Source organism: Coprobacter fastidiosus, from assembly GCF_982245605.1.
The window spans coordinates 1-26,415 of record NZ_CEVCIF010000007.1; the positions used below are offsets into that span (position 1 = coordinate 1).

Consider the following 26,415-nt stretch of genomic DNA (forward strand, 5'->3'; position numbering starts at 1 on the left):
AGAAGAAGTCGAGAAACTGATGAGCGGTGATGCTTCGGGTAGAGTGTCGAGATAAAATGCGATTACTTAAAACCTGTCTAAATTTTCCGATAAAAGATTATCTAAACAGGTTTCCATTTTTATAATATAGAGAAGTCCTTTACCAAATCACTTCTCAATTATTATTTCGTTTTATACAAAAATAATATGGCAAGATTTTCAAAAATAGAGGTACTCAACGCTATGGCCTCTACAGGTATGGTACCTGTGTTCTACAATAAAGACGTTGAGATTGCAAAAAGCGTAGTAAAAGCATGTTACGAAGGCGGAGTAAGAGCTTTCGAATTTACTAATCGCGGAGACTTCGCCCAAGATGTTTTTGCGGAATTAGTAAAATTTGCAGCAAAAGAATGTCCTGAAATGATCTTAGGAATCGGCTCTATCGTCGATCCGGGAACAGCATCTTTATATATACAATTGGGAGCAAACTTTGTTGTCGGTCCGTTATTTAATCCTGAAATAGCAAAAGTTTGTAACCGTCGTCTTATCCCTTATACTCCGGGATGCGGATCGGTATCTGAAATCGGATTTGCACAGGAAGTCGGTTGTGATCTCTGTAAAGTATTCCCTGCAGGAAACGTCGGAGGTCCATCATTCGTAAAAAATGTAAAAGCTCCTATGCCTTGGTCTATGCTTATGGTTACCGGAGCTGTAGAACCTACCGAAGAAAATCTTTCGGCATGGGTCAAAGCCGGAGTTACATGCGTAGGTATGGGCTCGAACCTCTTCCCTGCAGACATCATAAAAGCAAAAGACTGGGCTGCCATCACAAATAAATGCAAAGAGGCACTGGCATTTATTAAGAAATACAGATAAACACATATAAAAATACTTTTCCGATTCTTTTATCGGAAAAGTATTTTTTCATTTGAAAAACACAAAAACAGAACAAATAATGAGTAGATTACAAGAAAACGCCGCGAAAATGACAAATTACAGATGGGCGATCTGCGCCATGTTATTTTTCGCAACAACTGTCAATTATCTCGACAGACAAGTATTATCATTAACGTGGGATGAGTTCATAAAGCCCGAATTCCATTGGGATGAATCACACTACGGAACTATCACATCCGTATTTTCAATCGTATATGCGATATGCATGTTATTCGCAGGTCGATTTATCGATTGGATGGGAACAAAAAAAGGATATTTATGGTCTATCGGTGTATGGTCGGCCGGAGCATGTCTCCATGCTGTATGCGGTATCATCACCGAATCATACGTAGGATTGCATAGTGCCGCCGAGCTAATGAGCGCAACTGGAGATGTCGCAGTTATTATCGCAACGATAAGCATGTATTGCTTTCTTGCCGCCAGATGCGTATTGGCATTAGGTGAAGCCGGAAACTTCCCTGCAGCGATTAAAGTAACAGCAGAATATTTCCCTAAAAAAGACCGCGCTTATGCAACATCTATTTTTAATGCAGGTGCTTCGATCGGAGCATTGATTGCACCGCTAAGCATTCCCGTATTGGCGAAAATCTGGGGATGGGAAATGTCTTTTATTATCATCGGTGCTCTCGGATTCGTATGGATGGGATTCTGGGTATTTATGTACAGCGCTCCTTCTAAAAGTAAATTTGTAAATAAAGCAGAATTAGAATATATCGAACAGGATAAAGATCAAGATGTAACTCCCGTCGAAGAACTGAAGGAAGCCCGCAAAATGAGCTTTTTGGAATGTTTTTCTTATAAACAGACATGGGCTTTTGCTTTCGGAAAATTCATGACAGACGGAGTTTGGTGGTTTTTCCTTTTCTGGACACCATCTTATTTAAATACTCAGTTCGGAATTAAAACATCCGAAGGATTAGGGATGGCCTTGATTTTTACACTTTATGCCATCACGATGTTATCTATTTACGGCGGTAAATTACCGACCATATTTATCAATAAAACCGGGATGAATCCTTATGCTGCTCGTATGAAAGCTATGCTCATTTTTGCATTTTTCCCGTTACTTGTATTATTAGCCCAACCTTTAGGTACAATTTCTCCTTGGTTTCCTGTAATTATGATCGGAATCGGAGGTGCAGCACATCAGTCATGGTCTGCCAATATCTTCTCCACCGTAGGCGATATGTTCCCTAAAAGTGCAATTGCTACTATCACCGGTATCGGCGGTATGGCAGGAGGTGTAGGATCTATGATCTTACAGAAATGTGCGGGTAACCTATTTGTATATGCAGATGAAATACAAATGGAATTCATGGGATTTATAGGTAAACCGGCTGGATATTTCATTATTTTCTGCATCTGCGCCGTAGCATATTTGATCGGCTGGATCGTTATGAAAACTCTCGTACCGAAATACAAACCGATTGAATTATAAAAATATACAAGGTTTTTACCCGATAAAAAATCCCGGAATCTGCCGGGATTTTTTTATTTATAATATCCCCCTATGTATTTATTTGATATTTATTACCATATACTTACAAAACAAATATCCTCAAACAGATGTTTTAATTGCACAAAAGAATAAAAACTAAAAAATATCAGGAATATGGTAAAAATAGATTTAAGTAAATACGGAATTACGAATGTAGAAAAAATCATCTATAATCCCTCATACGATGAACTTTTCAAAGCAGAAACCGATCCGTCACTCACCGGTTATGAAAAAGGCATAGTAACCAACACCGGTGCTGTCGCAGTAAAAACAGGAAAGTTTACGGGAAGATCACCTAAAGACAAATATACGGTTAAAGATAAAACGACAGAAAATACCATGTGGTGGGACGGAAAAATCAACAAGCCGATCTCCACTGAAATATGGAATGAGTTGAAACAGCTCGTAATTAAGGAACTATCCGATAAGAAAAAACTATATGTCGTAGATGCATATTGCGGAGCAAATAAAGACACTCGGTTAAAAGTCCGTTTCATTATGGAAGTTGCATGGCAGGCACATTTTGTGAAGAACATGTTCATACGTCCGACCGAAGAAGAGTTAAAAGAGTTCGGAGAACCGGATTTTATCGTACTCAACGGTTCTAAAGTTACCAATCCCGAATGGAAAGAACAAGGATTAAACTCCGAAGTCTTCGTTGTTTTCAATCTGACAGAACGTATGCAGATCATTGGGGGAACATGGTATGGCGGTGAAATGAAGAAAGGGATGTTCAGCATGATGAACTATTATCTGCCGTTAAAAGGAATAGCCTCTATGCACTGCTCTGCAAATGTCGGATTAAACGGAGATGTCGCTCTCTTTTTCGGATTATCCGGTACTGGGAAAACGACCTTATCAACCGACCCGAAGCGTCTATTGATAGGAGATGACGAACATGGGTGGGACGATAACGGAGTATTCAATTTTGAAGGAGGATGCTACGCCAAAGTAATCAACCTAAGTCAAGAAAACGAACCGGAAATCTGGAGCGCAATACGAAGAGATGCTTTATTGGAAAATGTTACCGTACACGCCGACGGAAGTATCGATTATGCAGATAAGTCAATTACGGAAAATACTCGTGTCAGTTACCCCATTTATCATATAGACAACATCGTAGAGCCATCGAAAGCCGGGCATGCTTCCAAAATTATTTATTTATCGGCAGATGCATACGGTGTATTGCCTCCGGTATCAATACTTGATGAAAAACAGGCACAATATCATTTTATCAGCGGATATACATCAAAACTTGCCGGGACAGAACGAGGTATTACCGAACCAGAACCCTCTTTTTCCCCTGCATTCGGAGAAGCGTTCCTAACCGTGCATCCAATGATGTACGCTGCTGTATTAGCCAGAAAAATGAAAGATCATCATTGCAAGGCATATCTTGTAAACACCGGTTGGAATGGAACGGGAAAACGTATTTCGATCAAGGAAACCCGCGCTATTATCGATGCAATACTTTCGGGTGATATTGAAAAAGCCCCGACCAAGCATATTCCTATTCTCAATTTGACCATACCGACCGAACTGCCGGGTGTAAACTCTGGAATCCTCGATCCGAGAGATACTTACTCTAATGTCGAAGAATGGAGTAAAAAAGCACAATCTCTGGCCAATAAATATGCCGACAACTTTGTGCAATATGCCACAACACCCGAAGCCGAAGCATTGATAGAGTTCGGCCCTCAACGTGAAAAGAAATAAGAAACTCTTTTTTCATATTCCCTGTCAAACGTCTTCTAATCCGGAATCCCGCAAGCAATGTCTAAGTGAGAGAGTTTTCCTCACGGTATCAGGGATTTCTCATTGGCTGAATCTGACAGGGATTTTTATTGAAAAGTCTGTCCTCTACATTTTCAAACAATCATTCCTTACAATAAACTCGCCATCGATAAATATATTAAAAACTAATCTCAATCGTTTTTCCTGAATAATTTATCCGTTTTGTCGGCAAAGAATGTGAAATAAAAAAATACTCAATACAGAGTACTACTGATCCGTTAACAAAATTTAGACAGTTCCTCAATATCATGAACAAAATTTTAAACAAATTACAAGAAACTCATATACAGACAAAAAGCTCTTTTATCAAAGGAAAAGTAACAACATCTGAAAATAAAATTTGTCTGAAATAATTTTGAGATTTAAGAATTAGTACTACCTTTGCACAGCATTACGAAAGCAACTCATGCTGCTTAAGGAAGGATGGGTGAGTGGCTGAAACCAACAGTTTGCTAAACTGTCGTACTCGTAAGGGTACCGGGGGTTCGAATCCCCCTCCTTCCGCCATACAAAAGCCTGTAAATTGAATTTACAGGCTTTTGTATTAAAACGACATTCAATATTTCTCAACTAAACAAAAAATCAATATTTTTGTAAATAAACCATCGAAACGATATTGAAAGGCAATACCCAAAACCGGATAGATAAATTCTTAAAGGATATAGGCATTTATGCGATAGGCAATTTAGGATCAAAGCTGATCACATTTATGCTTGTGCCGCTATATACACACTATATTACGAATACAGATGAATTCGGATATTATGATATTTGCCTTACCGTAATCTTTCTTTTTATCCCGTTCGTGACATTGCAATTAAGGGACGGCGCTTTCCGATTCCTTCTTGATTGCAATACAAAAAGAGACAAAGCTCAAATAGTATCCTTCGTATATCGCACGCTAATCACATCCATATCGATCTCCGCAATAATAGCTTTAATCATTTCATTTTTCATAAAAGTCGAATATTTATGGTATTCTTTATTATTGCTATGTGTAATGTCTTTTTATGAGGTAATTACACAAGTAACACGAGGATTAGGATACACAAAAGTTTTTGTTACTACCGGAATTATTTCATCCTTTTGCATAGGAATTTTCAGTATCCTATTTGTCGTATTACTAAATATGGGAATCACAGGAATATTTCTCGCCAATATTCTTGCACGTATAGTAGCCCTTATTTATATAGAGATGAGAATAAAGATTATAGCAAACTATTTTCATTTTAACATAAAAAACCGTGCGTTGAAACGTGATATACTGAAATACTCTCTTCCGTTATTACCCGGAGTGATATGCTGGTGGCTTACCGGAAGCAGCGACCGTTTTTTTATCGAACACTATTTAGGATTAAGTTATAACGGAATATATGCAGTAGCACTGCGTTTCACGTCTATATTGCAAACTTTAGTAACAATTTTTTATCAAGCATGGCAAGAAACCGCTATCCGTCAATATGAAAGCAAAGATCGGAATAAATTCTTTTCCGACATGTTCAATGGCTATATATATATACTTTCGATCATCTTACTACTTTACTCATTTGGTCTTAAACTAAACTATTTCTGGCTTATCGACAAAAGTTATCAAGAGAGTGTGAACTACATATATCTCATGGGGGTTTCAACCATGCTTTTCGCAATAGCGGCATTTCTTGATATGGGCTACCAATGTGCACGTGATACAGCACGCACACTACCTGCTATCATATTAGCTTCAATTGTAAATGTTGTTATGAATTACTTCATGGTACAAAAATTCGGCATATATGGAGTAATAACAACATCGATAGTAACATACGGAGTACTTTTAGCATATCGTCTTCACGACATGAGACGCTACTTTAAGCTAAAATTATATCGACTGACATGGATTCCGATTTTCATAACCGTAATAAGCTCAATTGCTTTCCATATATGCAATATATGGTGGCAAGATATTATTTATGTTACAATCATGTTATCTCTATTAATTATAGCTATTCCTAAAAAACTTCTAAACAAAATATCTCAGAAACTACATCACTTCACATAACCTGCCTGTAGAATTATACATTAGAGATAGCTTTTATTTTAGTTTTAACAAAGCGATTTGCTTTAATAAAAAAAGTACAAAATACCGGATAACGAAGCAACATCTTTAATACTCGTGTCTTAACAGGAAAATCCGAAGAATCACAATGAAGAACTTGCTTTACCCAATCATCATTTTTATCGACACGTGATAAATAAAATGCTAATCTGTCGATCTCCATAATACGGACCGATTTCTCATACTTCTCATATAGACCTCTATTCTCTAAATCGGTTCGAATAATTTCAAAATATTGTTTCCAAAGAATCTGATTACTAAGCTTTCCTGTTATCGACAACGATGTATCGATACAATAATATTTATAAACAATATCATTAAATATTCCGGCCTGATTTACATATTTCGAAAGTTTGATATTCATCAATACATCTTCACTCGGAAGTTTAATATTGCTATCAGTAAACACATCATCATGCCAAATATCGCGACGAGTCATAGAGAAACAACCGCATATAGATCTTAAATCCAAAATATAGGATAAAAACTCTTCTCCCGACAGAATCTTTTCAAAAGGATGGTAAACCGGATATTGCTTTTGAGATAAAATCCTCATATAAGCACCATAAGCAATATCGAGATTGTTATCTATACAATGATGATACAATGTTTCTACAGCCGTCGAAAGTATTTCGTCATCAGAATCCACAAAAAACAAATAATTTGCAATAGAAATCCTTATTCCTGTACGTCGTGCTTCAGCAGCTCCCATATTTTTTTGATGAAAAACTCTTATTCGGGAATCTTTATGTGTATATGCATCTGCAATCTGACCGGAATTATCAGAAGAACCATCATCGACAAGTATAATTTCAATATTTTCCAATGTCTGAGCAATTACACTATCAACACAACGTGATAAATACCTTTCTGTATTATAAACAGGAATTATAACTGCAACGTCAGGTTTTCTCATAAATTCATCTTTTTTTCGGATAAACAAATATAATCAAATAATAAATAACCATCAATATTTTCTAAACTCCACAAACATTACCTATTCTTTTTATCCATAACAAAGAACTCTTTTTATAAAATTCTTACTTTTGATCTGATTATTCTCATATATGATAAAAATATAAAATTCTCAATCTATAGAGTCATATATCTTTGGTCAACTGATTTCCGGAATCAACTTTAATGAAACTCCTCTCTGCAACGAATATGAACAATGCATTTTTAAGAATTGCATATTTCATAATTGTGACCTATCCCATAAAATTTTCAGAGAATGCAAATTCGAAAGCTGCGACCTCAGCTTATCCAAAATGAACAATACGACTTTAAGCGAAATAGACTTTCTCGGATGTAAGATTCTGGGAGTTCAATTCAATGAGTGCCGTCGTTTTCTCCTTTCGTTCAGATTCGAAAACTGTTCATTGCGACTATCTGTTTTTTATAATCTCAAGTTAAAAGAAGCTTGTTTCAATAAATGTGATCTGCAAGAAGCCGATTTCACCGAGACAGATTTAACCAACGCATCTTTTCAGGAGTGCAACTTATACAGGGCAATATTCGATCACGCAAATTTGGAGAAAGCCGACTTCCGCACATCAAATTACTATTCCATCAATCCAGAAACAAACCGATTAAAAGGCGCTCGTTTTTCCCTCAACGGACTTCCAGGATTATTAGAGCGATACGGAATTATAATCGAATAACCCTACCAATTAAGTGTCTTGTTTAAATTTTATGGAAATGTTTTCTTTTTCCAATCCACTCCACTTGTAATAAAATGCTTTTTTGACTCTCTCCCCTAATTATAATCAATTCTCACCCCCTCTGTCTCAATCATCATTATTTATCTCCAGATAAAAATTTGAACAAACTCTAAAAAAACAGAGATTTTACTTTTGGTAAAATCCCTGTTTTTTTCTATACAATATATGCCTTATGCAAGGAATCCCAACAAAATACCGGCTGCAACAGCAGAACCTATAACTCCCGCAACATTAGGTCCCATAGCATGCATCAACAAATAGTTAGTCGGATCATATTCCAACCCTACTACCTGAGATATACGTGCCGAATCGGGCACAGCCGATACTCCGGAATTTCCGATCAACGGATTGATCTTATTTCCTTTTTTCAAAAACAGATTAAAAAACTTAACAAATAAAATTCCGGCAGCCGTAGCAATTACAAATGACAAAGCACCTAAAGCGAATATTTTCACAGAGTCCATCGTCAAGAACTGCGATGCCTGAGTCGAAGCACCTACCGTAACACCCAGCAAAATCGTAATGACATCGATCAGCGGTCCACGTGCTGTTTCGGCAAGACGACGAGTTACTCCACTCTCTTTCAATAAATTTCCGAAGAATAGCATTCCCAACAAAGGAAGGCCCGAAGGCACTAAGAAACAAGTCAACAGCAAACCTGCAATAGGGAAAATTATCTTCTCCGTCTGAGAAACGACACGAGGAGGTTTCATCCGGATAAGCCTTTCCTTTTTAGTCGTCAGCAAACGCATAATAGGAGGCTGTATCACCGGGACTAATGCCATATAGGAATAGGCTGAAATAGCGATAGCACCCATAAGGTTAGGAGCAAGTTTTGAAGACAAGAAAATTGCAGTAGGTCCATCAGCCCCGCCGATAATACCGATCGCCCCTGCCTGATTGGGCTCAAATCCCATCATCAACGCAATCGCATAAGCTCCGAAAATACCGAATTGAGCAGCAGCTCCTATAAGCATAAGTTTAGGATTCGATATCAAAGCCGAAAAGTCGGTCATTGCACCGATTCCCAAAAAGATCAAAGGAGGATACCATCCCTGCACCACTCCTTGATAAAGGATATTCAACACCGAGCCTTCTTCATAAATCCCCACCTGCAATCCGGCATCTTTAAAAGGAATATTTCCGATCAAAATACCGAAACCGATAGGAATAAGCAACATCGGTTCAAACTCTTTTGCAATAGCCAAATAAATAAAAAGGATACCGCAAAGGATCATTATCAGGTTTCCCATCTCAAAATTGGCAAACCCGGTATAAGTGAAAAACTCCTGAATATTCTCACTTAAGAATGTTAAAAATTCCCCACCCATACGCTTATCCTATAATCAGAATATCCGCACCTTCGAGTACAGAATCTCCTTTGTTTACTTTTATTTCAGTTACTTTTCCATCCCGATCGGCATTAATGACATTCTCCATTTTCATAGCTTCAAGAATCGCCACTTTCTGACCGCGTTTTACCGTGTCTCCAACCTTAACCGATATTTCGAGAATAACACCGGGCAGCGGAGTGCGGACAGCACCTGCCGTTGTAGAAGCTACCGGGCGGCTCACCACCGGCTCTCCGGTAGGAGTCACAGGAGCAGCTTGCGGACGAGTCAACGGTTTTATTTGTTTTTTTGCAGGTTTATCCAATTGCACTTTATAAGGAGTTCCATTTACCTCCACTTCGGCAACAGACTCATCTACACTATTAATACTTACCTTATAAAGATTACCGTTTATTTTATATTTAAAATCTTTCATGTGTATAAAATTTCTGAGTTATTTTTTTGTAGGTAATTCACGCAAGCCGTAGATCTTAGAGTTCCACGGAGAATAACGGCGCGTAACATGCTTCATCGTCAGAATAGTTTCTTCATAATCATGTTCTGCCTCCATATACTCATATAAAGCCAACGATATCACAGCCAAAACTTCTCCCGGGATATCTGCTTCTTCTTTAGCACTCTTCAAATCTCCTCCTTTAGCTTTCATTGCCCGTTTGGCGCTCATCCAAACGGCCGTACGACCAATCTGCTTAAATACCAAATATAAAAGTATCAAAGCGAGAAATACAACAGACATCGCCGTCAATGACATAGCAACGCCATCCGGATCTTTTTCTGCAAATTTATCTACTTTCGGATTGCTGTTTTCTACATAGTTTGCCGCATCAGGTGTAGGATGCGGAAGTATTTTCAATTCCCTGCTCCCATCTACCGGAGCACCATAGCTCTCATCAGGTCCCAGAGGAGGAACAATGACCTCATCGATCAGATTCTTACCACTTGCATCGAACAGACCAATATAATTTTCTTTATTCGGCTCTAATACGAAATTCGTATGAAATGCTCCATGATGGGTCAGATTATCCGCCCACAAAAGAACACGCTGACGAGGTCCTATCTTTGTCTTAAGATCTCCTTTAGAGATCATGTATTTTTTCGGGTTACTCTTATCATTAGTAATATAACAACCCGCCATCTGCACTGTCCCGGCAGAAGAATTATAAATCTCAATCCAAGCTCCCCGATTACCAAAAGGATCGACATAATTGCTTACATTATTCGTCAACACCTCGTTGATCCGCAAAGCTGAAGTCGATTGCGCTGTTACAGTACACACAGAAGCCAAAACCAGCAGCAATACTCCTATACTACGTTTTACCATACTTCTCAAATTTTTAAGAGTTACTACAATGGCAGATTATCGTGTTTCTTTGCCGGATTAGTCAACTTTTTCGTCTGTAATTGCTGCAAGGCACGAATAATACGGAAACGGGTATTGCGCGGCTCGATCACATCGTCGATATAACCGTAACGGGCTGCATTATAAGGATTAGCAAAAACTTTTTTATATTCAGCCTCTTTTTCAGCAGCCGTAGCAGCAGGATTCTCCGAAGCTGCTACCTCCTTAGCAAATATCACTTCTACTGCTCCGGACGGACCCATAACGGCAATTTCAGCAGTCGGCCATGCATAATTGACATCCCCCCGCAAATGTTTAGAACTCATCACACAATAAGCTCCTCCGTAAGATTTACGTAATGTAACGGTCACTTTAGGTACGGTAGCCTCACCATACGCATATAATAACTTAGCACCATGTAAAATTACTCCGCCATACTCCTGTCCCGTTCCCGGCAAGAATCCCGGAACATCTACCAAAGTTACTAAAGGTATATTGAAAGCATCGCAGAAACGCACAAAACGGGCGGCCTTCCGAGAAGCATTTATATCAAGTACTCCGGCCATCTTATTGGGCTGATTAGCAATAATACCTACCGACTGGCCGTTAAAACGAGCAAAACCTACAATAATGTTTTGTGCATAATCTTTATGCACTTCAAGGAACTCGCCATTATCGATAATCGCTCCGATTACTTCATACATGTCATAAGCACGATTCGGCTCATCCGGTATAATATCATTTAACGAATCTTCAAGGCGATCTATCGGATCTTCACAATCTACCAACGGCGGTTCTTCCATATTATTCTGAGGCAAGAAACTCATCAGATGCCGGATCAACTTCAATCCATCTTCTTCCGTATCTACCGCAAAATGTGCCACTCCCGATTTTGTAGCATGCACACTTGCCCCGCCTAACTGCTCTTGAGTCACATCTTCACCCGTAACAGTCTTTACGACTTTCGGTCCGGTAAGAAACATGTAACTAGTACCACGAGTCATAATATTAAAATCGGTAAGAGCGGGAGAATATACCGATCCTCCGGCACATGGTCCGAATATACCTGAGATTTGAGGGATGACCCCAGATGCCAAAATATTCCGCTGAAATATTTCGGCATATCCAGCCAAAGCATTAACCCCTTCTTGAATACGAGCACCACCGGAATCATTAATCCCGATTACCGGTGCACCCATCTTCATGGCCTGATCCATAATCTTACATATCTTCATAGCAAAAGTTTCGGAAAGAGAACCTCCGAACACGGTAAAGTCCTGTGCAAAAACATACACCAGACGTCCGGCAATCGTTCCCGTTCCGGTCACTACGCCATCGCCCAAATAGCTTTCTTTGTCAATTCCGAAATTTACGCTTCTATGCCGCACAAACATATCTATTTCTTCAAAAGAGCCCTCGTCTAGTAGCATAGAAATACGTTCGCGAGCCGTATATTTACCTTTCTTATGTTGAGATTCGATACGTCTCTCTCCCCCTCCTAAACGAGCCTGTTCCCGCAAAGCGATCAGCTCTTTCACTTTTTCAAGTTGATTACTCATGGTAATGGATTTATTGTTTATTTTTTATTTGGATCTTCACACAGTTCGGTCAATACGCTGCAAGTCGATTTCGGATGCAAAAACGCTATATTCAACCCTTCCGCTCCTTTACGAGGAGCTTTATCGATAAGTCTCACACCCTTGCTTTCCACTTCGGCTAAAGCATCGGCTACGCCATCTACGGCAAATGCGATATGATGAATGCCCTCTCCCCGTTTCTCGATAAACTTCGCAATCGTACTATCTTCACTGGTAGGCTCTAACAATTCTATTTTAGTCTGGCCGACTTTAAAAAAAGCAGTTTTTACTTTCTGATCGGCAACCTCTTCTACCGAATAACATTTTAACCCTAAAACTCCTTCATAATAGGGAAGAGCTTCTTCAATACTTTTCACAGCAATCCCCAAATGTTCGATATGTGTCAAATTCATAATATAAAAATTTAATTAGTCAATTTAATCAATATAAATAAGAATAAAGAAACCGGGTTTCCAGAACGAAATCCCGGACCATTCCCGACAAATATAAAAGAATAAACCCATATAAAGAAATATTTCCATAAATAAATATGGTTACAAATCTATACAAAACCGACTTTCTCTTATTTTCAATACGTCCAAGACTTCTTTCCGATTCCACCGACTTCAGAAAAGCGTTTATCCGTTAATCTCAATCTCGTGATTTAAAACATTTCCATATCAGTTCCGTCCGACATATCGTAAATGATTTTCACGACAAATACCAAATTAAAAAACAGGCTGTTCCGGTGTAAACTATTTCTTTCCGAATTTGTTAGAAATCTATCCGGTCAACCCTGATGAAAGAATGAATATAGAATTTATTTTTTACTTAAATTCTGCCAATTCGACAGAAAAATATGACAAATATTTGGTAAAATAGCCGTACAAACTGACAAAAAAATGGAAACATAAACTCATTTTTTCTGGCACATGATTTGATACACTACTTGTGCTACCGTTTAAAAGGTACGGATAAATCAATACTCCGATCAGACAAACGATACAAATTAAAATCAAGAATATAAACAATTAAAAAAATAATTACGATGGGAAAAATTATTGGAATAGACTTAGGAACAACCAACTCTTGTGTTTCCGTTATGGAAGGTTCAGAACCGGTTGTTATTGCGAACAGCGAAGGTCGTAGAACGACTCCTTCTATTGTCGCATTCGTAGACGGAGGTGAACGTAAAGTCGGAGACCCGGCAAAACGTCAGGCGATCACCAACCCTACACGTACGATTTTCTCCATTAAACGTTTCATGGGAGAAACTTATGATCAAGTAGCTTCCGAAATAGCTCGTGTTCCTTATAAGGTTGTCAAGAGTGAAAACAATACTCCGAGAATCGATATTGACGGACGTCTTTATTCTCCTCAGGAAATTTCGGCTATGATTCTTCAGAAAATGAAAAAAACAGCCGAAGACTATTTAGGCCAGGAAGTAAACGAAGCCGTTATTACCGTTCCGGCATATTTTAACGATGCTCAACGTCAAGCGACTAAAGAAGCCGGAGAAATCGCCGGATTGAACGTAAGACGTATTGTAAACGAGCCGACTGCCGCAGCTTTGGCATACGGGCTCGATAAAGCTAATAAAGACATGAAGATCGCCGTATTCGACTTAGGTGGAGGTACATTCGATATTTCTATCCTCGAATTAGGAGACGGCGTATTCGAAGTAAAATCCACAAACGGTGATACTCACCTTGGGGGTGATGACTTCGACCATGTTATCATCGACTGGCTCGCCGATGAGTTCCAGAAAGAAGAAGGCGTAGATTTACGCAAAGATCCGATGGCTTTACAACGTCTGAAAGAGGCTGCTGAAAAAGCGAAAATCGAACTATCGAGTACGACTTCTACTGAGATAAACTTGCCGTATATTATGCCTGTGAACGGAGTGCCCAAACACTTGGTGAAAACTCTAACCCGTGCTAAATTCGAACAACTGGCAGACAAATTGATTCAGGCGACTATCGAACCTTGTCGTCAGGCTTTGAAAGATGCAGGATTAAGTGCTTCTGATATAAATGAAGTAATCCTTGTCGGTGGTTCTACTCGTATTCCGGCAGTACAGGCTATCGTCGAAAAATTCTTCGGCAAAGCTCCTTCAAAAGGTGTAAATCCCGATGAAGTCGTTGCTGTCGGTGCTGCTATTCAAGGTGCTGTATTGACAGGAGATGTCAAAGATGTATTGTTGTTGGATGTTACCCCGCTTTCTTTAGGTATCGAGACTCTCGGTGGCGTCATGACGAAATTAATCGATGCGAATACGACTATTCCGACACGTAAATCGGAAGTATTCTCTACCGCCGTAGATAATCAGCCTTCTGTAGAAATACATGTACTGCAAGGTGAACGTCCTATGGCAAAAGATAACAAAACAATCGGACGTTTCCATCTCGATGGAATCCCCGCTGCTATGCGTGGTGTTCCTCAAATCGAAGTAACATTCGATATCGATGCCAACGGTATATTGAACGTATCTGCAAAAGATAAAGGAACCGGTAAAGAACAAAGCATCCGTATCGAAGCTTCAAGCGGTTTGACAGAAGAAGAAATCAAACGGATGAAAGAAGAGGCTGCAGCAAATGCCGATGCTGATGCTAAAGAAAAAGAACGTATCGACAAATTGAACCACGCAGATTCTCTGATCTTTCAAACTGAAAAACAGTTGAGTGAAATGGGTGATAAAATACCGGCTGACAAAAAGTCTGCTATCGAAAGTGCTCTTTCTAAATTGAAAGAAGCTCACAAATCTCAAGACATGGTCGGCATAGATTCGGCAACAACCGAATTAAACACTGCCCTTCAATCGGCAGCCCAAGATTTGTATAATGCTCAACAAGGAGGAGCACAGCAACAAGCTGGCGCTCAACAGCAGCAACAATCAGCTCCGAACAATGACAACAACGGTGATCACGTAACCGATGTTGACTTTGAGGAAGTCAAGTAAGTAACGATAAATAAACAATAAACATCCATAAGAAAAGGTGTGGAAATCAGACGATTCCACACCTTTTTTTGTTTTTATATTTGGTGTTTTTCTATCTATGTTTATTGTTTTTTATGGTATAAATGTACCATATTTGTACCGTAACTTAATGGTAGATAATGTGACACTTAAAAAATATATAGTCTGAAAATCAAGGATATACACAAGTGGTTTTTCCTTTATCAATATTGAAAACGAATATTGGGATACATTTTTGATTCATTGTTCCTAAAATATATGTAATTCACTTATTAGTACCATATTTGTACCGCAACAAATTAGTAGATAATGTGCAACAAATGAATATATAAATACTTAAATAACAGTAAGTTATAAGTTTTCATATTTTCTCATCAAAGAATTGCTGAAATAAAATCAGATTGTTCTCTAATTTCTAATCAAATATTACTTATTTTCTAGCTTAATAGCTTCATATATGCATCTGATAAGTCTTTGTTGTTTATTGATTTTTATCTGTAATTATTTATGTTTAATTAGTTATAGCGTGTCTTTACATTTTATGCTGCGGATTGAGTATTTTAACTGGTGAATTTGTGATTGCTTTTTTGTGCATTTTCGCAGTCAGCTATGAAGGAGATAAAATATCTGACAGAATTGCGACTAGATTCTTGATTTGAGACTCGAAGCTTTTGGTACGGAGCAGATCCAAGACCAAAGTGGTGTGGCAAGACAGCAACTGCTGAATCTCGGGCTGCAAGTGTTATAAAGTTGAATACCTAGACGACGGAAGATTTATCTAGTACTGAAAGGACAAAGCCATCGCTATTGCTTAAAGGCACTACCTCAGTCTAATTTACGTCTTCAAATTTTAGGATAAAGCATTTTTTACTATCTGTTTTTCGCGGATATAGTCTACCATTTCCTTTGTTGCCTTTCCTGCTCTTGCTATGTCTATAATAGTAATACAATTTTTTTGAGGAGCATCCGGAATGCACGTCATGACTTCCTCCCATGCTGAGTCATGTAGCATGTCGGAAGTTATGTCCTTATATTGGGCAATAGCGTCATCTAGACAACGCCTGTTTGAGCCTGAAATGTAGTCCATATCAGGTGTGGCAGAAGTATAAACCTTCTTGTCATGCACTTTTATGTTGATAAGAAATTCATCAAAATTACCCTCCAGCTGCATTCTCTCTGCTATTTGTAGTGCCTTGTAAATGTAGGTAGGAACAGGGCCATGCTTCAATGCCTTAAAAGAGTCTTCTATAAGCACTTTCCCATATTTGAGAAGATGATCCTGCTGAGCAAAATAAAGTATTTTAAATAACTTTATAAACTCTACTCCATGAGGGAAACTTTGCATGATATATAGTAATACCGCTCTCATTTTAGCTATTTGTATCTTTTCTTTCATCTTAATCAAATCTATAATTGGCAAAATGTAACTAATATTTCTGTTTAGATGATAATTCATTGGAATAGACTGCCAACCTTTTATTATTTCTTCTCTTTTTTCCTTCCAAATTAAATGTTTTGTTATGCAGATATTTGAGCAGGGCGCAACCATACTAGCCGACAATCATGAGATATAGAATGCTTTTATAACATATTCATTATAATCACTTTCTGTTTCAACTGCTCAAAGTCTTTCCTGTTTCATTACTGGTATCTTTATTAGATTGGACTTTTCCTATGATTTAATTCATTCATTTATCAGAGAAGAATATAATGCTTTCGGCAATTCATAAACCGCCATAAACGCAAGAATGATGTCCTTAGTTTTTACATAAGCGATACTTTCCAAACTGATAAGTCCTTTTATTAGTGGGTGGTCTCAGTTACAGATAGGCAATACACTTTAGAATCTGGATATTCTTGTCTTTTCTCCATCCATTGTTCCTGTATATATGGTTTACTCTGATAACTATCAGAGTATTTCTTGTTATTTTTAGCAAACTTTGTACTCGTTATCGTATATTCTCTGTTCAAAGACAAAGTCATGTATCAGTAGCTCATGAGCCCGGATATTGGCGAATATTTTCTGTGGTTTTCGGAAAGCCCGTAATGATTTTGACATGATTCCATTAGGTCTCGTATCTGTCAGTCGGCATGAAAAAAGAGCCACTTTTTTTTCATAGTCGTCCAAAAAGTTGTTTACGCTATAGAATTTTTCAATGGAGATTTCTAGTTGTTTTTTTGCGTATGCCAGTTTTCCTTCCTTTTCTTCCCCTGTTTTGGGAGAAGTGAAAGGCATGATGTATTGTTTTTCGCTTTCAGTCAACTCATTGAATATGATGAAATCATATCCGGCTATCGGATTGATGATAAAGTCACATTTACGTCCCATACCGGCATCTGTATCGCGAAAGATGTTTATATAGTGTTCGAAATCTATGATTTCTACATCTGTTTCCGAATTGTTGTTAATGACGGATACGCCATTACCTGTATATTGTACAATTTGCAGTTGTCCGTCTCGTATTTCGAATTTGCCTTTAGGCCGTTGTTCTCTTCGGACTTGCATGGTGTCTTCTTTCCATTCCTGTCCGAAATGTGCGGGATAGTCCTTTTTGAGGAAGTCAATCAGTGCGCTGTCCATACATTATTCCTCCATGCTTTCGTATTCGTCAAAAATTCTTTCCATCGTGTCGGACATGTCGTAGGTATTGATTACATACTCTTCCGTTTCGTTATCCGTTGCCATCAGAGATGTCAGAGTGCCTTCATGTACACGATATACGGCAATATTATCCTTTTCCAGGAATGGATAGTTTTCCCTTGCCTTTTCAAAGTATCCGGCACGAAGCAGTACGTTCAGATGGTTTACGATATAAGGGCTGTGTGTGGCTATCATCAGCCCCAGCTTGCGGTCTTCATTGTTTTTGTGGAACGCTTCATCAATAAGATTGCTTATGAGGGCCCTCTGTGCCTCTGGATCAAGACTCAGTTCAGCTTCTTCTATATGGATATGCACATACTTCTCCAAATCGCTTTGGTTGATTTGGGGAGTGAATTTTTCAAGTCTGTCTTGTTTGTACAGATAGTCCAGCACAGAGCGCTTGAAAGCATCCTTGAATGAGAATTCTTTTGCAAAATAGCGAACAATGGTGACCAATGGAGCAGATGTCTGAATACCGGAAGAAGCATATCTCAGTTCCACAGGTTTGGTGCCTTCCTGTAATGACTCTATCATAAACTGTTTAGGCTTATTGCCGGACTTCTGGACTTTCATCTTCAGATTCAGATAGTCCAGTTGCTGTTCTTTGATGACATCTGTCGCGTTGTTGAAGTCGTTGAATGTCTCGTGAAAGAAGAAGCCGAGGCTTGCCCCTTTAAGCGTAGCCACTTTGGATGCCCATGTAGGAATTACGCTTCGTGTTTCTGATATATACGATTCCTTGAAGAATACCAGGTCGTTGTTTGGAATGTTGATGTCCGACTGCAAAGTCTTGTTGGTATAGGACAGGGTATATTGATTCCCGTTTATTTCTACGGTATAATATATCTCGGTTTCTACCGTTATCATGCTTTCCAGGCCGTCCTGAAGCAGAGAGTTGAAACGTAGTTTGAATGGCGAACGGGTAATCTTCGCATTTTTCAGATACGACCGGATGTTTATCATTTTATAGATATATCTCATAAGTACAATAATTTTCATGATTGTACTCTTACCACTGGCAGACTTACCGATAAATACGGTCAGTGGCTTGATATCTCTTATTTCCACTTCTTTAAGCGGGCCTAAGTTCTTTATGATTATAGATTCTTTCATGATTTTGAAGTTGCTTTCTAATAGGCAAAGATACGGATAATTAATGGATTACGGGTGTGTGAAGGCTGATTTTTCAATATTTATTTTGTTCGCTTCTATCTAAAACTGTTTTATTGTTTATTTGACCACATGTGTCGACGTACATTTGTACAGTTAATTGCTTGTTTTCTTGTCCGTTTTAAGGTTAAAGCTATCTTTGTAACCAAAATACATTGATTATGTGTAAATTCTCTGAATATACTAAACAGAAGCTTGGTAATACGATTGTGTATATAGCGCGTAAAAAATCTAATCTCAGCAAGACACAACTACTTAGACTTTTGTATTTGATGGAGGAACGTATGGCACTGAAATATCATATCCCGTTCATAGGCATACCGTTTGAAGTATGGCAGATCGGTCCTGTAGCAAAGGATGTGTTCGTCGATCTTTCTGACAGTCCGTATCTTCTGAAAAATTTCGTAAAAACTGATTTTAAGGATGGTGGTACTTTCATTGAAGCAATAGCCGATTTTGATGACAATGAATTCTCAGAATGTGAAATCGAGATGATGGACGAGATATTGGCAAAATATGGAAATATGACTGCATCTGATTTGTTTTCGGAAACCCATAAGGAAGGTACTCTTTGGTATCGGACAGCAGTACGTACTGGATTATTGGAGGCATTCAATAAATATGAATGCAACAATTCCGACCAGCAAATTGACTTTACAGAAGAAATGACTGATTGTGCAGCAGAGGATTATCGTGAGAGTTTGAATATACGACAGACGGCTAATCTCTTAAATACTGAATCTCATATTTGAGGAAAGTGATTTGTTGTTTTTTCGTCCTTTTTTGTTCAGAAAGCAAGATTGCGTTTTTCAAAGTATGTAAAGCTATTTAGATATAATTTTTAATAATGATTACTGCAGATTAATCCCAGTGGAATACCATTTGTGAACTTAAGAAATTCTTTGTATATACCCGATTTTTTCACTTTTTATGACGATATTTATTGCTTCATCATTTTACCTGTGTTCATATTTAATGAATACGTCCGGACAAATGAACTGCATGGCCATAAACTTATAAAAATAATTTTCTATAAAAATATTTTTTTATTAATTAGATATTTATCTTTGCGGATAAATCTGAAAAACTATGTGTAGATCAGATAAGATTGGTCTATTGGCAGAATATGGTGACTTCTTCGGAAGAGAAAAGGAAATCCGCAAGGTAAACAGACAGCTTGATAGTAGCCATTCTTTTTACTGTCCGTACCTCGCCGCATTTGCAAGTCTTCATTGGCAAAAGTCTGATAGAAGAGAAAAAGAATCAGAGGTGGAAATGTGTTTATATCGACCTGGAGGAAACAATCACAGAAGATGGTTTTCTTAACCTTGTAATTGAAGCCTTCTGCAAAAATGGTATTTGGAAACAGGTAGCTAAAGGAATGTCCAAAGGGTTGGCTTCAGTACTGGAAAGGATAGAGAAGATTTCTCTCGGTCCTGTTCAATTTGATTTTTGGAAAAAAGAAGACCAAGAAGATTTCTTGAAGGAGCTAATCAGGCACGATGAAGACATATTTATTGTCGTTGATGAATAGACTCTTTTCCTGGAGATTCTCAGCACGGGTGAAGACAGAACTGAAAAAGTGGACTTTATCCTCAACTGGCTTATAAGCCCTACGGGTTAGCAAAACTAAAATCCATTGGCTGTTTTGCGGTTTTGTAGGTCTGAAAATATTGAAATGAGCGATGAGTTTGTTGAGTATTCGTATTGGAACATCCCCTTATTCTATTTCTCAAAATAGGTAGAAGACTATGAGGACAAGATGACTTTGGAAGATATCGACACAGCTTATCGTAGGTTATATTTAGAGAATTATTTGAGCACATGGTCTGAGAGACTAGTCGAATATGGTGAATACGAGCTTCCTGCCCGGTAGATTCTGAAGCTACTTGCCACTCTACCGGAGGATATAGAAAGGGAAGGTATGCTCAACATTTTGATGACAGGTCAGGATGCCTCAAAGATTGAGGCTGTTGATTATACTTTAAGCAAAGTTCTTGAATACATTATGAAGAAAGACGCTTTGCGTATATTCCGCTCACCGCTTTTGAGGGATTATTGGTTTGACAGGTTTGTTTAATGATTAAATAGATGAATACAAGTACCAGCATATTGCATCAGCCTCCTTTATCTCTTGGCAATGGGATAAAGGAAGAGGCTGTTGTCATAAACAATGATATTTTTACGTCCATCTTCAACTATTTGTTAAAGGAGGACAGGGATAAAATCGCACAGCCCAATTTGATTATTGGTGAAAAAGGGAGTGGAAAGACCTCATTGCTCAAAAGGATGTATTTCAATATAGAGAACAGTGCCAAATGGCTTAAGCCGATTTTTATAGATGGAAAAAGCCTTTTCTCAACTGATGATATATGGAAGTTTTGTTCACTGCAGGGCGATTCTTGCAGGATTGTCTTGTTGATTGACAATGTCCAGTACTATTTCGAGAGGAGTGATAATACTGAGCAGTATAATTTGAGGGGAAAGCTCAATAAAGCTGGTGCACCTATTCTGATAGCAACAGCCGACAAGGTGCTGCCGGCATTCACCCGTTATGAGTCTGCTTTCTTCGAAGGATTTAAGATCTCTTATATACGACCTCTTGTCGTCACTGATTATAGTATGTTCGTAGGGTATGAGGCGGATATGACACGTTTGGAAAACCTGATGTTTTACTTGCCTAAGACACCACGTTCTTTACAGATTGCCGCAAAGATTATTGAAGATTCTGCAAGTCCCGAAATGGATATAATGCTTCTTTTAGACTATTTCTCTTTCTATTATCAGGCAAAGTATGATAGCTATGTAGTGCAGATTCAAAGAATTTTATCGGCTATTGCAAGGCTTGAAAATGGAGTCAGTCTGCAGGAGATCCGTCAGATGACAGGTCAAGATAACGGGAAGATATCCCCATATCTCAAACTGATGGCTGACCGGAAAATTATAGATAGAACATCTCAAACCCAACGGGGAGGTATATATACCATTACAGACCCGCTGTTTAAATTATGGTTGCAAACTAATGTATAATTCTTTTTAGATAATAAAAACAGAATTTGTATATATCTGATTATTAACGCTTTTTAACTAAACAATAGAAAAGTGATAAGGGAAAATCCAAGGATTGTTGAAAGAATTAAGATTTAATGTTTTTAACATTATAAAACCATAAAAAAGTATGACAGTGCGTAGATTATAATCTATCATGATCACTTACAAGTAAAAACTTTAAATGTTATGTGTATTGGACATTTCTTTGGTCACAAAAACAATTTATAAATTTTGTATTTCGTTATTATAATCATCCTTGGTATGTTACTTCAAAAACGGTAAGTCCTCATCGCTCTCCGTTTTGTCATGTTCAATATCCGTGTTCTCTGTCATGGTTTCTATTGCTGTATTCTCTATCTCTTTCAACACGTCGTTTATTTGCGCCTGCTCTTCCTTAGAGATGCTTTCATCATAATCACGGTCTAGTGCTTCACCAGCCAAGAGTGCCTTAATCATCTCGATATAGGAGAATTGCGCTTCTGCGGTGCCCTTAAACATGGTTACCGATACATCACCATTTTCGTTTTTATTGAATACCAGTTTCATATCGCTTAATTGAATTTTTTCAGGTTATACTTCTTTACTCTTTTCTTGATCGATGCCTTGCCCCCATCGGTCTGGTCTGCTATCAGGTCCAGTACCTTCTCTTTTCCAATCTGACCTTCCAGCGATGCTGAACGGATTGTGATTTTCTTTCCGTCGTTCTTGCATAGCACAATGGTCTGAGCATCAGCCATCATCGGAATGGTGGCGTTGTGGCTCACCAATATTACTTGCTTCCTGTACTTCACCTTTTTGATGGTCTGCACCAGCGCCTCGTTGATATACTTCACAGCTAGGTTGTCTTCCGGCTGATCAATGATGATAGGTGAATTGCCGCCATCATAGCCAAGTATCAAGTCCAGCAGGATAGCCGACTTCCAGCCAGGACTCATCTCGTAAAAATTCCTGCCATCCGAAGACACGATTTTATACGATGTATGGTCGTTTTTCCGAAGGTATTCATAGATAAAGTCACCCAATTCCCTATATGAGCTCACCCTCGGACGCTGTTTGAACTTTGTTTGATACATATTCTTCGGTACCACATCGTCCATATTCCTGAAGTGGTGGTTCAGATACTTGTTCAGCACCTCCATTAACACTCCTTCGTTAAATTTGAACGTGTTTTCTATGTACAGCGTGTGCCCAGTGGCCTTCACTTCTTTAGTGGTAAACGACCTGTTCATCTCGGTCAGTTTCACTTTCTGCTCAGCAAAACTACGGCTGTATTTCACGTAGTCACGAAGGTGCTGTATCAGTTTCCTGCGGTTTTGTAAGTTGCTCTGGTTCTGTCCCTGCCTTGTTTGCAGTTCTTCGTCCTTCTCATCCTTGCGCGTCGCTATCAGTGCGGCCACATTTTCAAATAGCACAGCACCCCTTCTAGCTTTAGCGAGCTCCTTCAGTATAACCTCTACCTCCTTGCTGATATTGTTTGTAAACGGATTTTCATCTACAAACTTTTTCAAAGCCACCATATTTTCAACGTCGGCATTGTAGTCTTCCTCTGAATAGGCGCATTTCTCCTCTTCATCATTCTTTGGCATCAGCGGCTGGAAAATGTTTCCCTCCACTTTACCCTTCGTAATCAGTTTACCGGGATGTGGAATGTCCTTCAGCCAACGCTCTATCTTCTCAATATTTTCCACGCAGAGTAGCATCTCATCCACTATGCGTTTTAGATCTGCCAGCGTTTTGCTGATTTGGCGCTTCACGTTGTCGTCGCTCGGAAATGCTTTCTTCAGGATGGGAATCTCGTCTATCGAGGCTTCATCATTCCTGTTCACCAAATCTGCTATAAAGTTCTGGTGAATGTAGTAGGGATGAATTTCCGACGGGTTCTTTACGTCTATGTTCTCCACCTTGAACTTAGCATATTCCGAATGTTGCAAATCCTGTTCAAAGAATTTGTTCATCGAGTCCACAAACAGCGTTTTGCCCGATGAAGAGCCACCTATCACCACATTAAGTCCTTCTGTCAGTTCTACGTCAATGTCTATTAGCTCGTTTGACAACTTCACCTTACCTATGTGGTCGCATTGTATCTGCGGCTTTTCCTTTTGGTAGAACAGTCTCGAGCTCTCCGAGAGTGACAACCTCACGCCGTCGTATGTCGGTTCAGCCATCATCCACGTAGGCACGAAAGGCGAAGCCTCGCTCGATTTCGGTTCCGGGTAGCGGCTAGGAATATAGTTGTCTGAGCAGGTCAGCAGGTTCACAAACTCCGCTATGCCCAATTTGGCAAAATACTCTCGTGTGGTTTCCAGTCCCTTGTCCTCACGCGCAGTAAAGCCGTCAAACTGGTTGTAGTAGATACTGCGGCTGATGGCGTTATCTACCTGTTCCCCCTCATGCAGTGAGTAGTTGAACTGTCCGTGCTTCTGACCCGCGTGTGGCAGTAGCATAAACTCAAATGGATCGAAGGCATTAATTACCTTCTGTATGTCGGGTATTGACTGGTCGGTTTTGCATGGCAGTTTGTTTGTATACAGTTTGTCCAAGATCTCGTTCAGCGCTTTAATGTTTTCCTCTGTCACATCCATGTTGAAATAAATATGGCAGTGGAACGCCTCTACGTCATCGTGGTTCTTGATGTGCAGTTCTGCACCCAACAGTAGGTTAACTCCGATAGCCTTGGCTGCTAGGTATGCTTTCTTGTTAATGGTGTTGTGGTCGGTAAAGCTTATTAGGAATGGTTCATCATTGTTGTACTCCTCAATCTTCCTCACCAGCGTCACAACATCATAGTCCGTCGAACGGTCGTTCGCATTGGGATAGGTGTGGATATGTAAGTCAATATACACTGGCTGCATGGTATTCGCCTCCTTTCTCTATTCGTTACAACCTTTAAATTCATCCTCAAAGTATGGAATTGCACCATACTTGCCTTCCAAATAATTCTTCTCGTAGTTGCTATCTGTCCTAGGCTTTGCCCCGTTGTCCAGCGTTATACTCATCATCGGTGTGAGTTTTGTAGAATAGCTCGTTTTTGCCGTCTTTTCTACGAAGACCACCTGATCTCGTCTCAGCAATTTCTTTGACAGCATGTTAGTATCATGAGTCGTAAAAATCAGCTGGGCTCCGTGAGGGTTCGTTTCTGCATAGTTAAAGAGTTTTACAATACGTCGCGACAACAGCGGGTGCAACTGTGCATCCAGTTCATCCACAAACAGCGATTTCCCTTGCCGTAAGGTGTCAACAATAGGCCCGGCAAGATTAAACAGTTTCCTCGTACCATCCGACTCCCTTTCTTCTATGTCAAAATCAACCATCCCAACAACCTCACCATCTGCGTTTATTTTGCTATGCTTGGCATAGGCAACAATGGGTGGATGCTCTTTTAGGGATGCCACAATTTCTGCGGGCAGACCTTTGGGCAGCATCTTTTCGTCAATATACTCTTGTTCGGTGGTTACTTCACGGAACCCCACATCCATACTGCTGATAAAGTCCAAAATTTCATCTTTATAATCAGTCCTGGTATGAAGTATCTCCTTAGTATAGCGCGAAAAGTCATTATCTCGCAAACCGGAAATCACGCTAGGCTTTGTTCTGAACCATTCTATCACTCGTTTCGATATCTCGCCTCCCAATTGTGCGGCTAACGAAATGAACAACCTGTTATTGTTCAGTGGAATAGTGCCTTCTTTTATTGACAAACCTTCCGAGTAGTTCTGCTCATCAATCTCAATTGTATTTTGGCTGCGTCTTAATAGTGTCTTCAGTGATCGCTTGGGGAATTTTGCTACCAGCCATTCTTCTTCTATCCGTTTCGCAGTGTAGCTGAAACCGTATGTAAACTTGTCGGTGCCATCCACAAATGACATTTCAAACCGTGTTGGTCTCGCCTCCTTATCCGAAAGGAGAAAGGCATCATACGGTAACGTTTCGTTATCGTTCAGCCTCACTGAATGAATAATGATACCCCTCATCATTCCAACAGCCTTGAACACATTTGATTTACCGCAAGAGTTGGCTCCATAGAAAGCCTTGGCGTTAAGAACGCGAGTGTTTGCAACAGTGGTATATCCCCTGTTGTCCATGTCCTTAATGCCTGTATCAGCCATGAACGACAATCTGATTTCTCCGTCTATCGAACGGTAATTCTCTACGATAAAGTTTGTTATCATAACTTCATTTTGTGATTTTTACTCAAATTTGGCTTGTAAATATATGCATTTTAGTTTGTTCGCACAAAAAATTTTGCATTTTCTTCAAAAAGAAG

At 39.1% G+C, this 26,415-nt stretch carries 22 protein-coding genes and 1 tRNA gene; 11 read left to right on the forward strand and 12 right to left on the reverse strand.

What is annotated here, in order from left to right; all coding sequences use genetic code 11:
* The first annotated feature begins 186 nt into the window (after positions 1-186).
* From AC0UMU_RS03055 to AC0UMU_RS03075, 5 genes are all read left to right on the forward strand, one after another.
* The gene (locus AC0UMU_RS03055; RefSeq protein WP_022390456.1) at positions 187-855 is read left to right on the forward strand and encodes a bifunctional 4-hydroxy-2-oxoglutarate aldolase/2-dehydro-3-deoxy-phosphogluconate aldolase; all 669 of its coding nucleotides are present in this window, start codon (positions 187-189) and stop codon (positions 853-855) included.
* A gap of 79 nt (positions 856-934) precedes the next feature.
* Entirely contained in the window at positions 935-2,374 is a 1,440-nt protein-coding gene (locus AC0UMU_RS03060) for an MFS transporter (protein ID WP_009317632.1), read from the forward strand.
* A 174-nt stretch (positions 2,375-2,548) separates the two neighbouring features.
* Positions 2,549-4,150, forward strand: coding sequence for a phosphoenolpyruvate carboxykinase (ATP) (gene pckA / locus AC0UMU_RS03065; RefSeq protein WP_009317633.1), 1,602 nt, complete (start codon positions 2,549-2,551; stop codon positions 4,148-4,150).
* Positions 4,151-4,645: 495 nt separating this feature from the next.
* Positions 4,646-4,735: transfer RNA gene (locus tag AC0UMU_RS03070), tRNA-Ser, on the forward strand.
* A gap of 109 nt (positions 4,736-4,844) precedes the next feature.
* Positions 4,845-6,266, forward strand: coding sequence for a lipopolysaccharide biosynthesis protein (locus AC0UMU_RS03075; protein ID WP_009317634.1), 1,422 nt, complete (start codon positions 4,845-4,847; stop codon positions 6,264-6,266).
* Positions 6,267-6,279: 13 nt separating this feature from the next.
* Here the strand turns inward: AC0UMU_RS03075 and AC0UMU_RS03080 are convergent, their stop codons facing one another.
* Complete coding sequence (locus AC0UMU_RS03080) at positions 6,280-7,239, reverse strand: glycosyltransferase family 2 protein (protein WP_009317635.1); 960 nt, start codon at positions 7,237-7,239, stop codon at positions 6,280-6,282.
* 259 nt (positions 7,240-7,498) lie between these two features.
* Between AC0UMU_RS03080 and AC0UMU_RS03085 the strand changes: the two genes are divergently transcribed.
* Positions 7,499-7,984, forward strand: a complete 486-nt coding sequence (locus AC0UMU_RS03085; protein ID WP_261797412.1) for a pentapeptide repeat-containing protein — start codon at positions 7,499-7,501, stop codon at positions 7,982-7,984.
* A 230-nt stretch (positions 7,985-8,214) separates the two neighbouring features.
* On the opposite strand, the gene AC0UMU_RS03090 is transcribed toward AC0UMU_RS03085, so the two are convergent.
* The 5 genes from AC0UMU_RS03090 to mce are packed head-to-tail and all read right to left on the reverse strand — an operon-like array spanning position 8,215 to position 12,725.
* A complete protein-coding gene (locus AC0UMU_RS03090) occupies positions 8,215-9,375 on the reverse strand; it encodes a sodium ion-translocating decarboxylase subunit beta (protein ID WP_122304677.1) in 1,161 nt (386 codons plus the stop codon).
* 4 nt (positions 9,376-9,379) lie between these two features.
* Positions 9,380-9,811: a biotin/lipoyl-containing protein gene (locus AC0UMU_RS03095; protein WP_022389583.1), complete on the reverse strand. Its 432-nt coding sequence runs from the start codon at positions 9,809-9,811 to the stop codon at positions 9,380-9,382.
* 18 nt (positions 9,812-9,829) lie between these two features.
* On the reverse strand, positions 9,830-10,717 hold the full coding sequence (locus AC0UMU_RS03100) for an OadG family transporter subunit (RefSeq protein ID WP_022389582.1): 888 nt from the start codon (positions 10,715-10,717) through the stop codon (positions 9,830-9,832).
* A 23-nt stretch (positions 10,718-10,740) separates the two neighbouring features.
* On the reverse strand, positions 10,741-12,294 hold the full coding sequence (locus tag AC0UMU_RS03105; RefSeq protein WP_022601414.1) for an acyl-CoA carboxylase subunit beta: 1,554 nt from the start codon (positions 12,292-12,294) through the stop codon (positions 10,741-10,743).
* 17 nt (positions 12,295-12,311) lie between these two features.
* Positions 12,312-12,725, reverse strand: coding sequence for a methylmalonyl-CoA epimerase (mce, locus tag AC0UMU_RS03110; protein WP_009317641.1), 414 nt, complete (start codon positions 12,723-12,725; stop codon positions 12,312-12,314).
* Between the two features lie 635 nt (positions 12,726-13,360).
* Between mce and dnaK the strand changes: the two genes are divergently transcribed.
* Positions 13,361-15,271 (forward strand): molecular chaperone DnaK, encoded by a 1,911-nt coding sequence (dnaK, locus tag AC0UMU_RS03115; protein ID WP_009317642.1) that lies wholly within the window; start codon positions 13,361-13,363, stop codon positions 15,269-15,271.
* A gap of 868 nt (positions 15,272-16,139) precedes the next feature.
* Here the strand turns inward: dnaK and AC0UMU_RS03120 are convergent.
* The 3 genes from AC0UMU_RS03120 to AC0UMU_RS03130 form a co-directional block, all read right to left on the reverse strand.
* Positions 16,140-16,685: a Panacea domain-containing protein gene (locus tag AC0UMU_RS03120; RefSeq protein WP_235333126.1), complete on the reverse strand. Its 546-nt coding sequence runs from the start codon at positions 16,683-16,685 to the stop codon at positions 16,140-16,142.
* A 534-nt stretch (positions 16,686-17,219) separates the two neighbouring features.
* A complete protein-coding gene (locus AC0UMU_RS03125) occupies positions 17,220-17,870 on the reverse strand; it encodes a hypothetical protein (protein ID WP_117694942.1) in 651 nt (216 codons plus the stop codon).
* Positions 17,871-17,873: 3 nt separating this feature from the next.
* Positions 17,874-19,043, reverse strand: a complete 1,170-nt coding sequence (locus AC0UMU_RS03130; protein WP_117694940.1) for an ATP-binding protein — start codon at positions 19,041-19,043, stop codon at positions 17,874-17,876.
* Positions 19,044-19,261: 218 nt separating this feature from the next.
* Between AC0UMU_RS03130 and AC0UMU_RS03135 the strand changes: the two genes are divergently transcribed.
* The 4 genes from AC0UMU_RS03135 to AC0UMU_RS03150 all read left to right on the forward strand — a co-directional run bounded on the left by AC0UMU_RS03135 (position 19,262) and on the right by AC0UMU_RS03150 (position 22,130).
* Positions 19,262-19,852 (forward strand): Panacea domain-containing protein, encoded by a 591-nt coding sequence (locus AC0UMU_RS03135; RefSeq protein WP_473979859.1) that lies wholly within the window; start codon positions 19,262-19,264, stop codon positions 19,850-19,852.
* Between the two features lie 425 nt (positions 19,853-20,277).
* Positions 20,278-20,634 (forward strand): hypothetical protein, encoded by a 357-nt coding sequence (locus tag AC0UMU_RS03140; RefSeq protein ID WP_117694936.1) that lies wholly within the window; start codon positions 20,278-20,280, stop codon positions 20,632-20,634.
* Between the two features lie 390 nt (positions 20,635-21,024).
* Entirely contained in the window at positions 21,025-21,180 is a 156-nt protein-coding gene (locus AC0UMU_RS03145; protein WP_181978941.1) for a hypothetical protein, read from the forward strand.
* Positions 21,181-21,191: 11 nt separating this feature from the next.
* The gene (locus AC0UMU_RS03150; RefSeq protein ID WP_473979860.1) at positions 21,192-22,130 is read left to right on the forward strand and encodes an ATP-binding protein; all 939 of its coding nucleotides are present in this window, start codon (positions 21,192-21,194) and stop codon (positions 22,128-22,130) included.
* 285 nt (positions 22,131-22,415) lie between these two features.
* Here AC0UMU_RS03150 and AC0UMU_RS03155 read toward each other — a convergent pair whose 3' ends face one another.
* From AC0UMU_RS03155 to AC0UMU_RS03165, 3 genes are read right to left on the reverse strand one after another with little or no spacing between them, the layout of a single operon-like run.
* Positions 22,416-22,697: a hypothetical protein gene (locus tag AC0UMU_RS03155; RefSeq protein ID WP_021970568.1), complete on the reverse strand. Its 282-nt coding sequence runs from the start codon at positions 22,695-22,697 to the stop codon at positions 22,416-22,418.
* 5 nt (positions 22,698-22,702) lie between these two features.
* Positions 22,703-25,003: a hypothetical protein gene (locus AC0UMU_RS03160; RefSeq protein ID WP_302464147.1), complete on the reverse strand. Its 2,301-nt coding sequence runs from the start codon at positions 25,001-25,003 to the stop codon at positions 22,703-22,705.
* A gap of 18 nt (positions 25,004-25,021) precedes the next feature.
* Positions 25,022-26,257, reverse strand: coding sequence for an AAA family ATPase (locus AC0UMU_RS03165; RefSeq protein ID WP_473979861.1), 1,236 nt, complete (start codon positions 26,255-26,257; stop codon positions 25,022-25,024).
* Between the last annotated feature and the right edge of the window lie 158 nt (positions 26,258-26,415).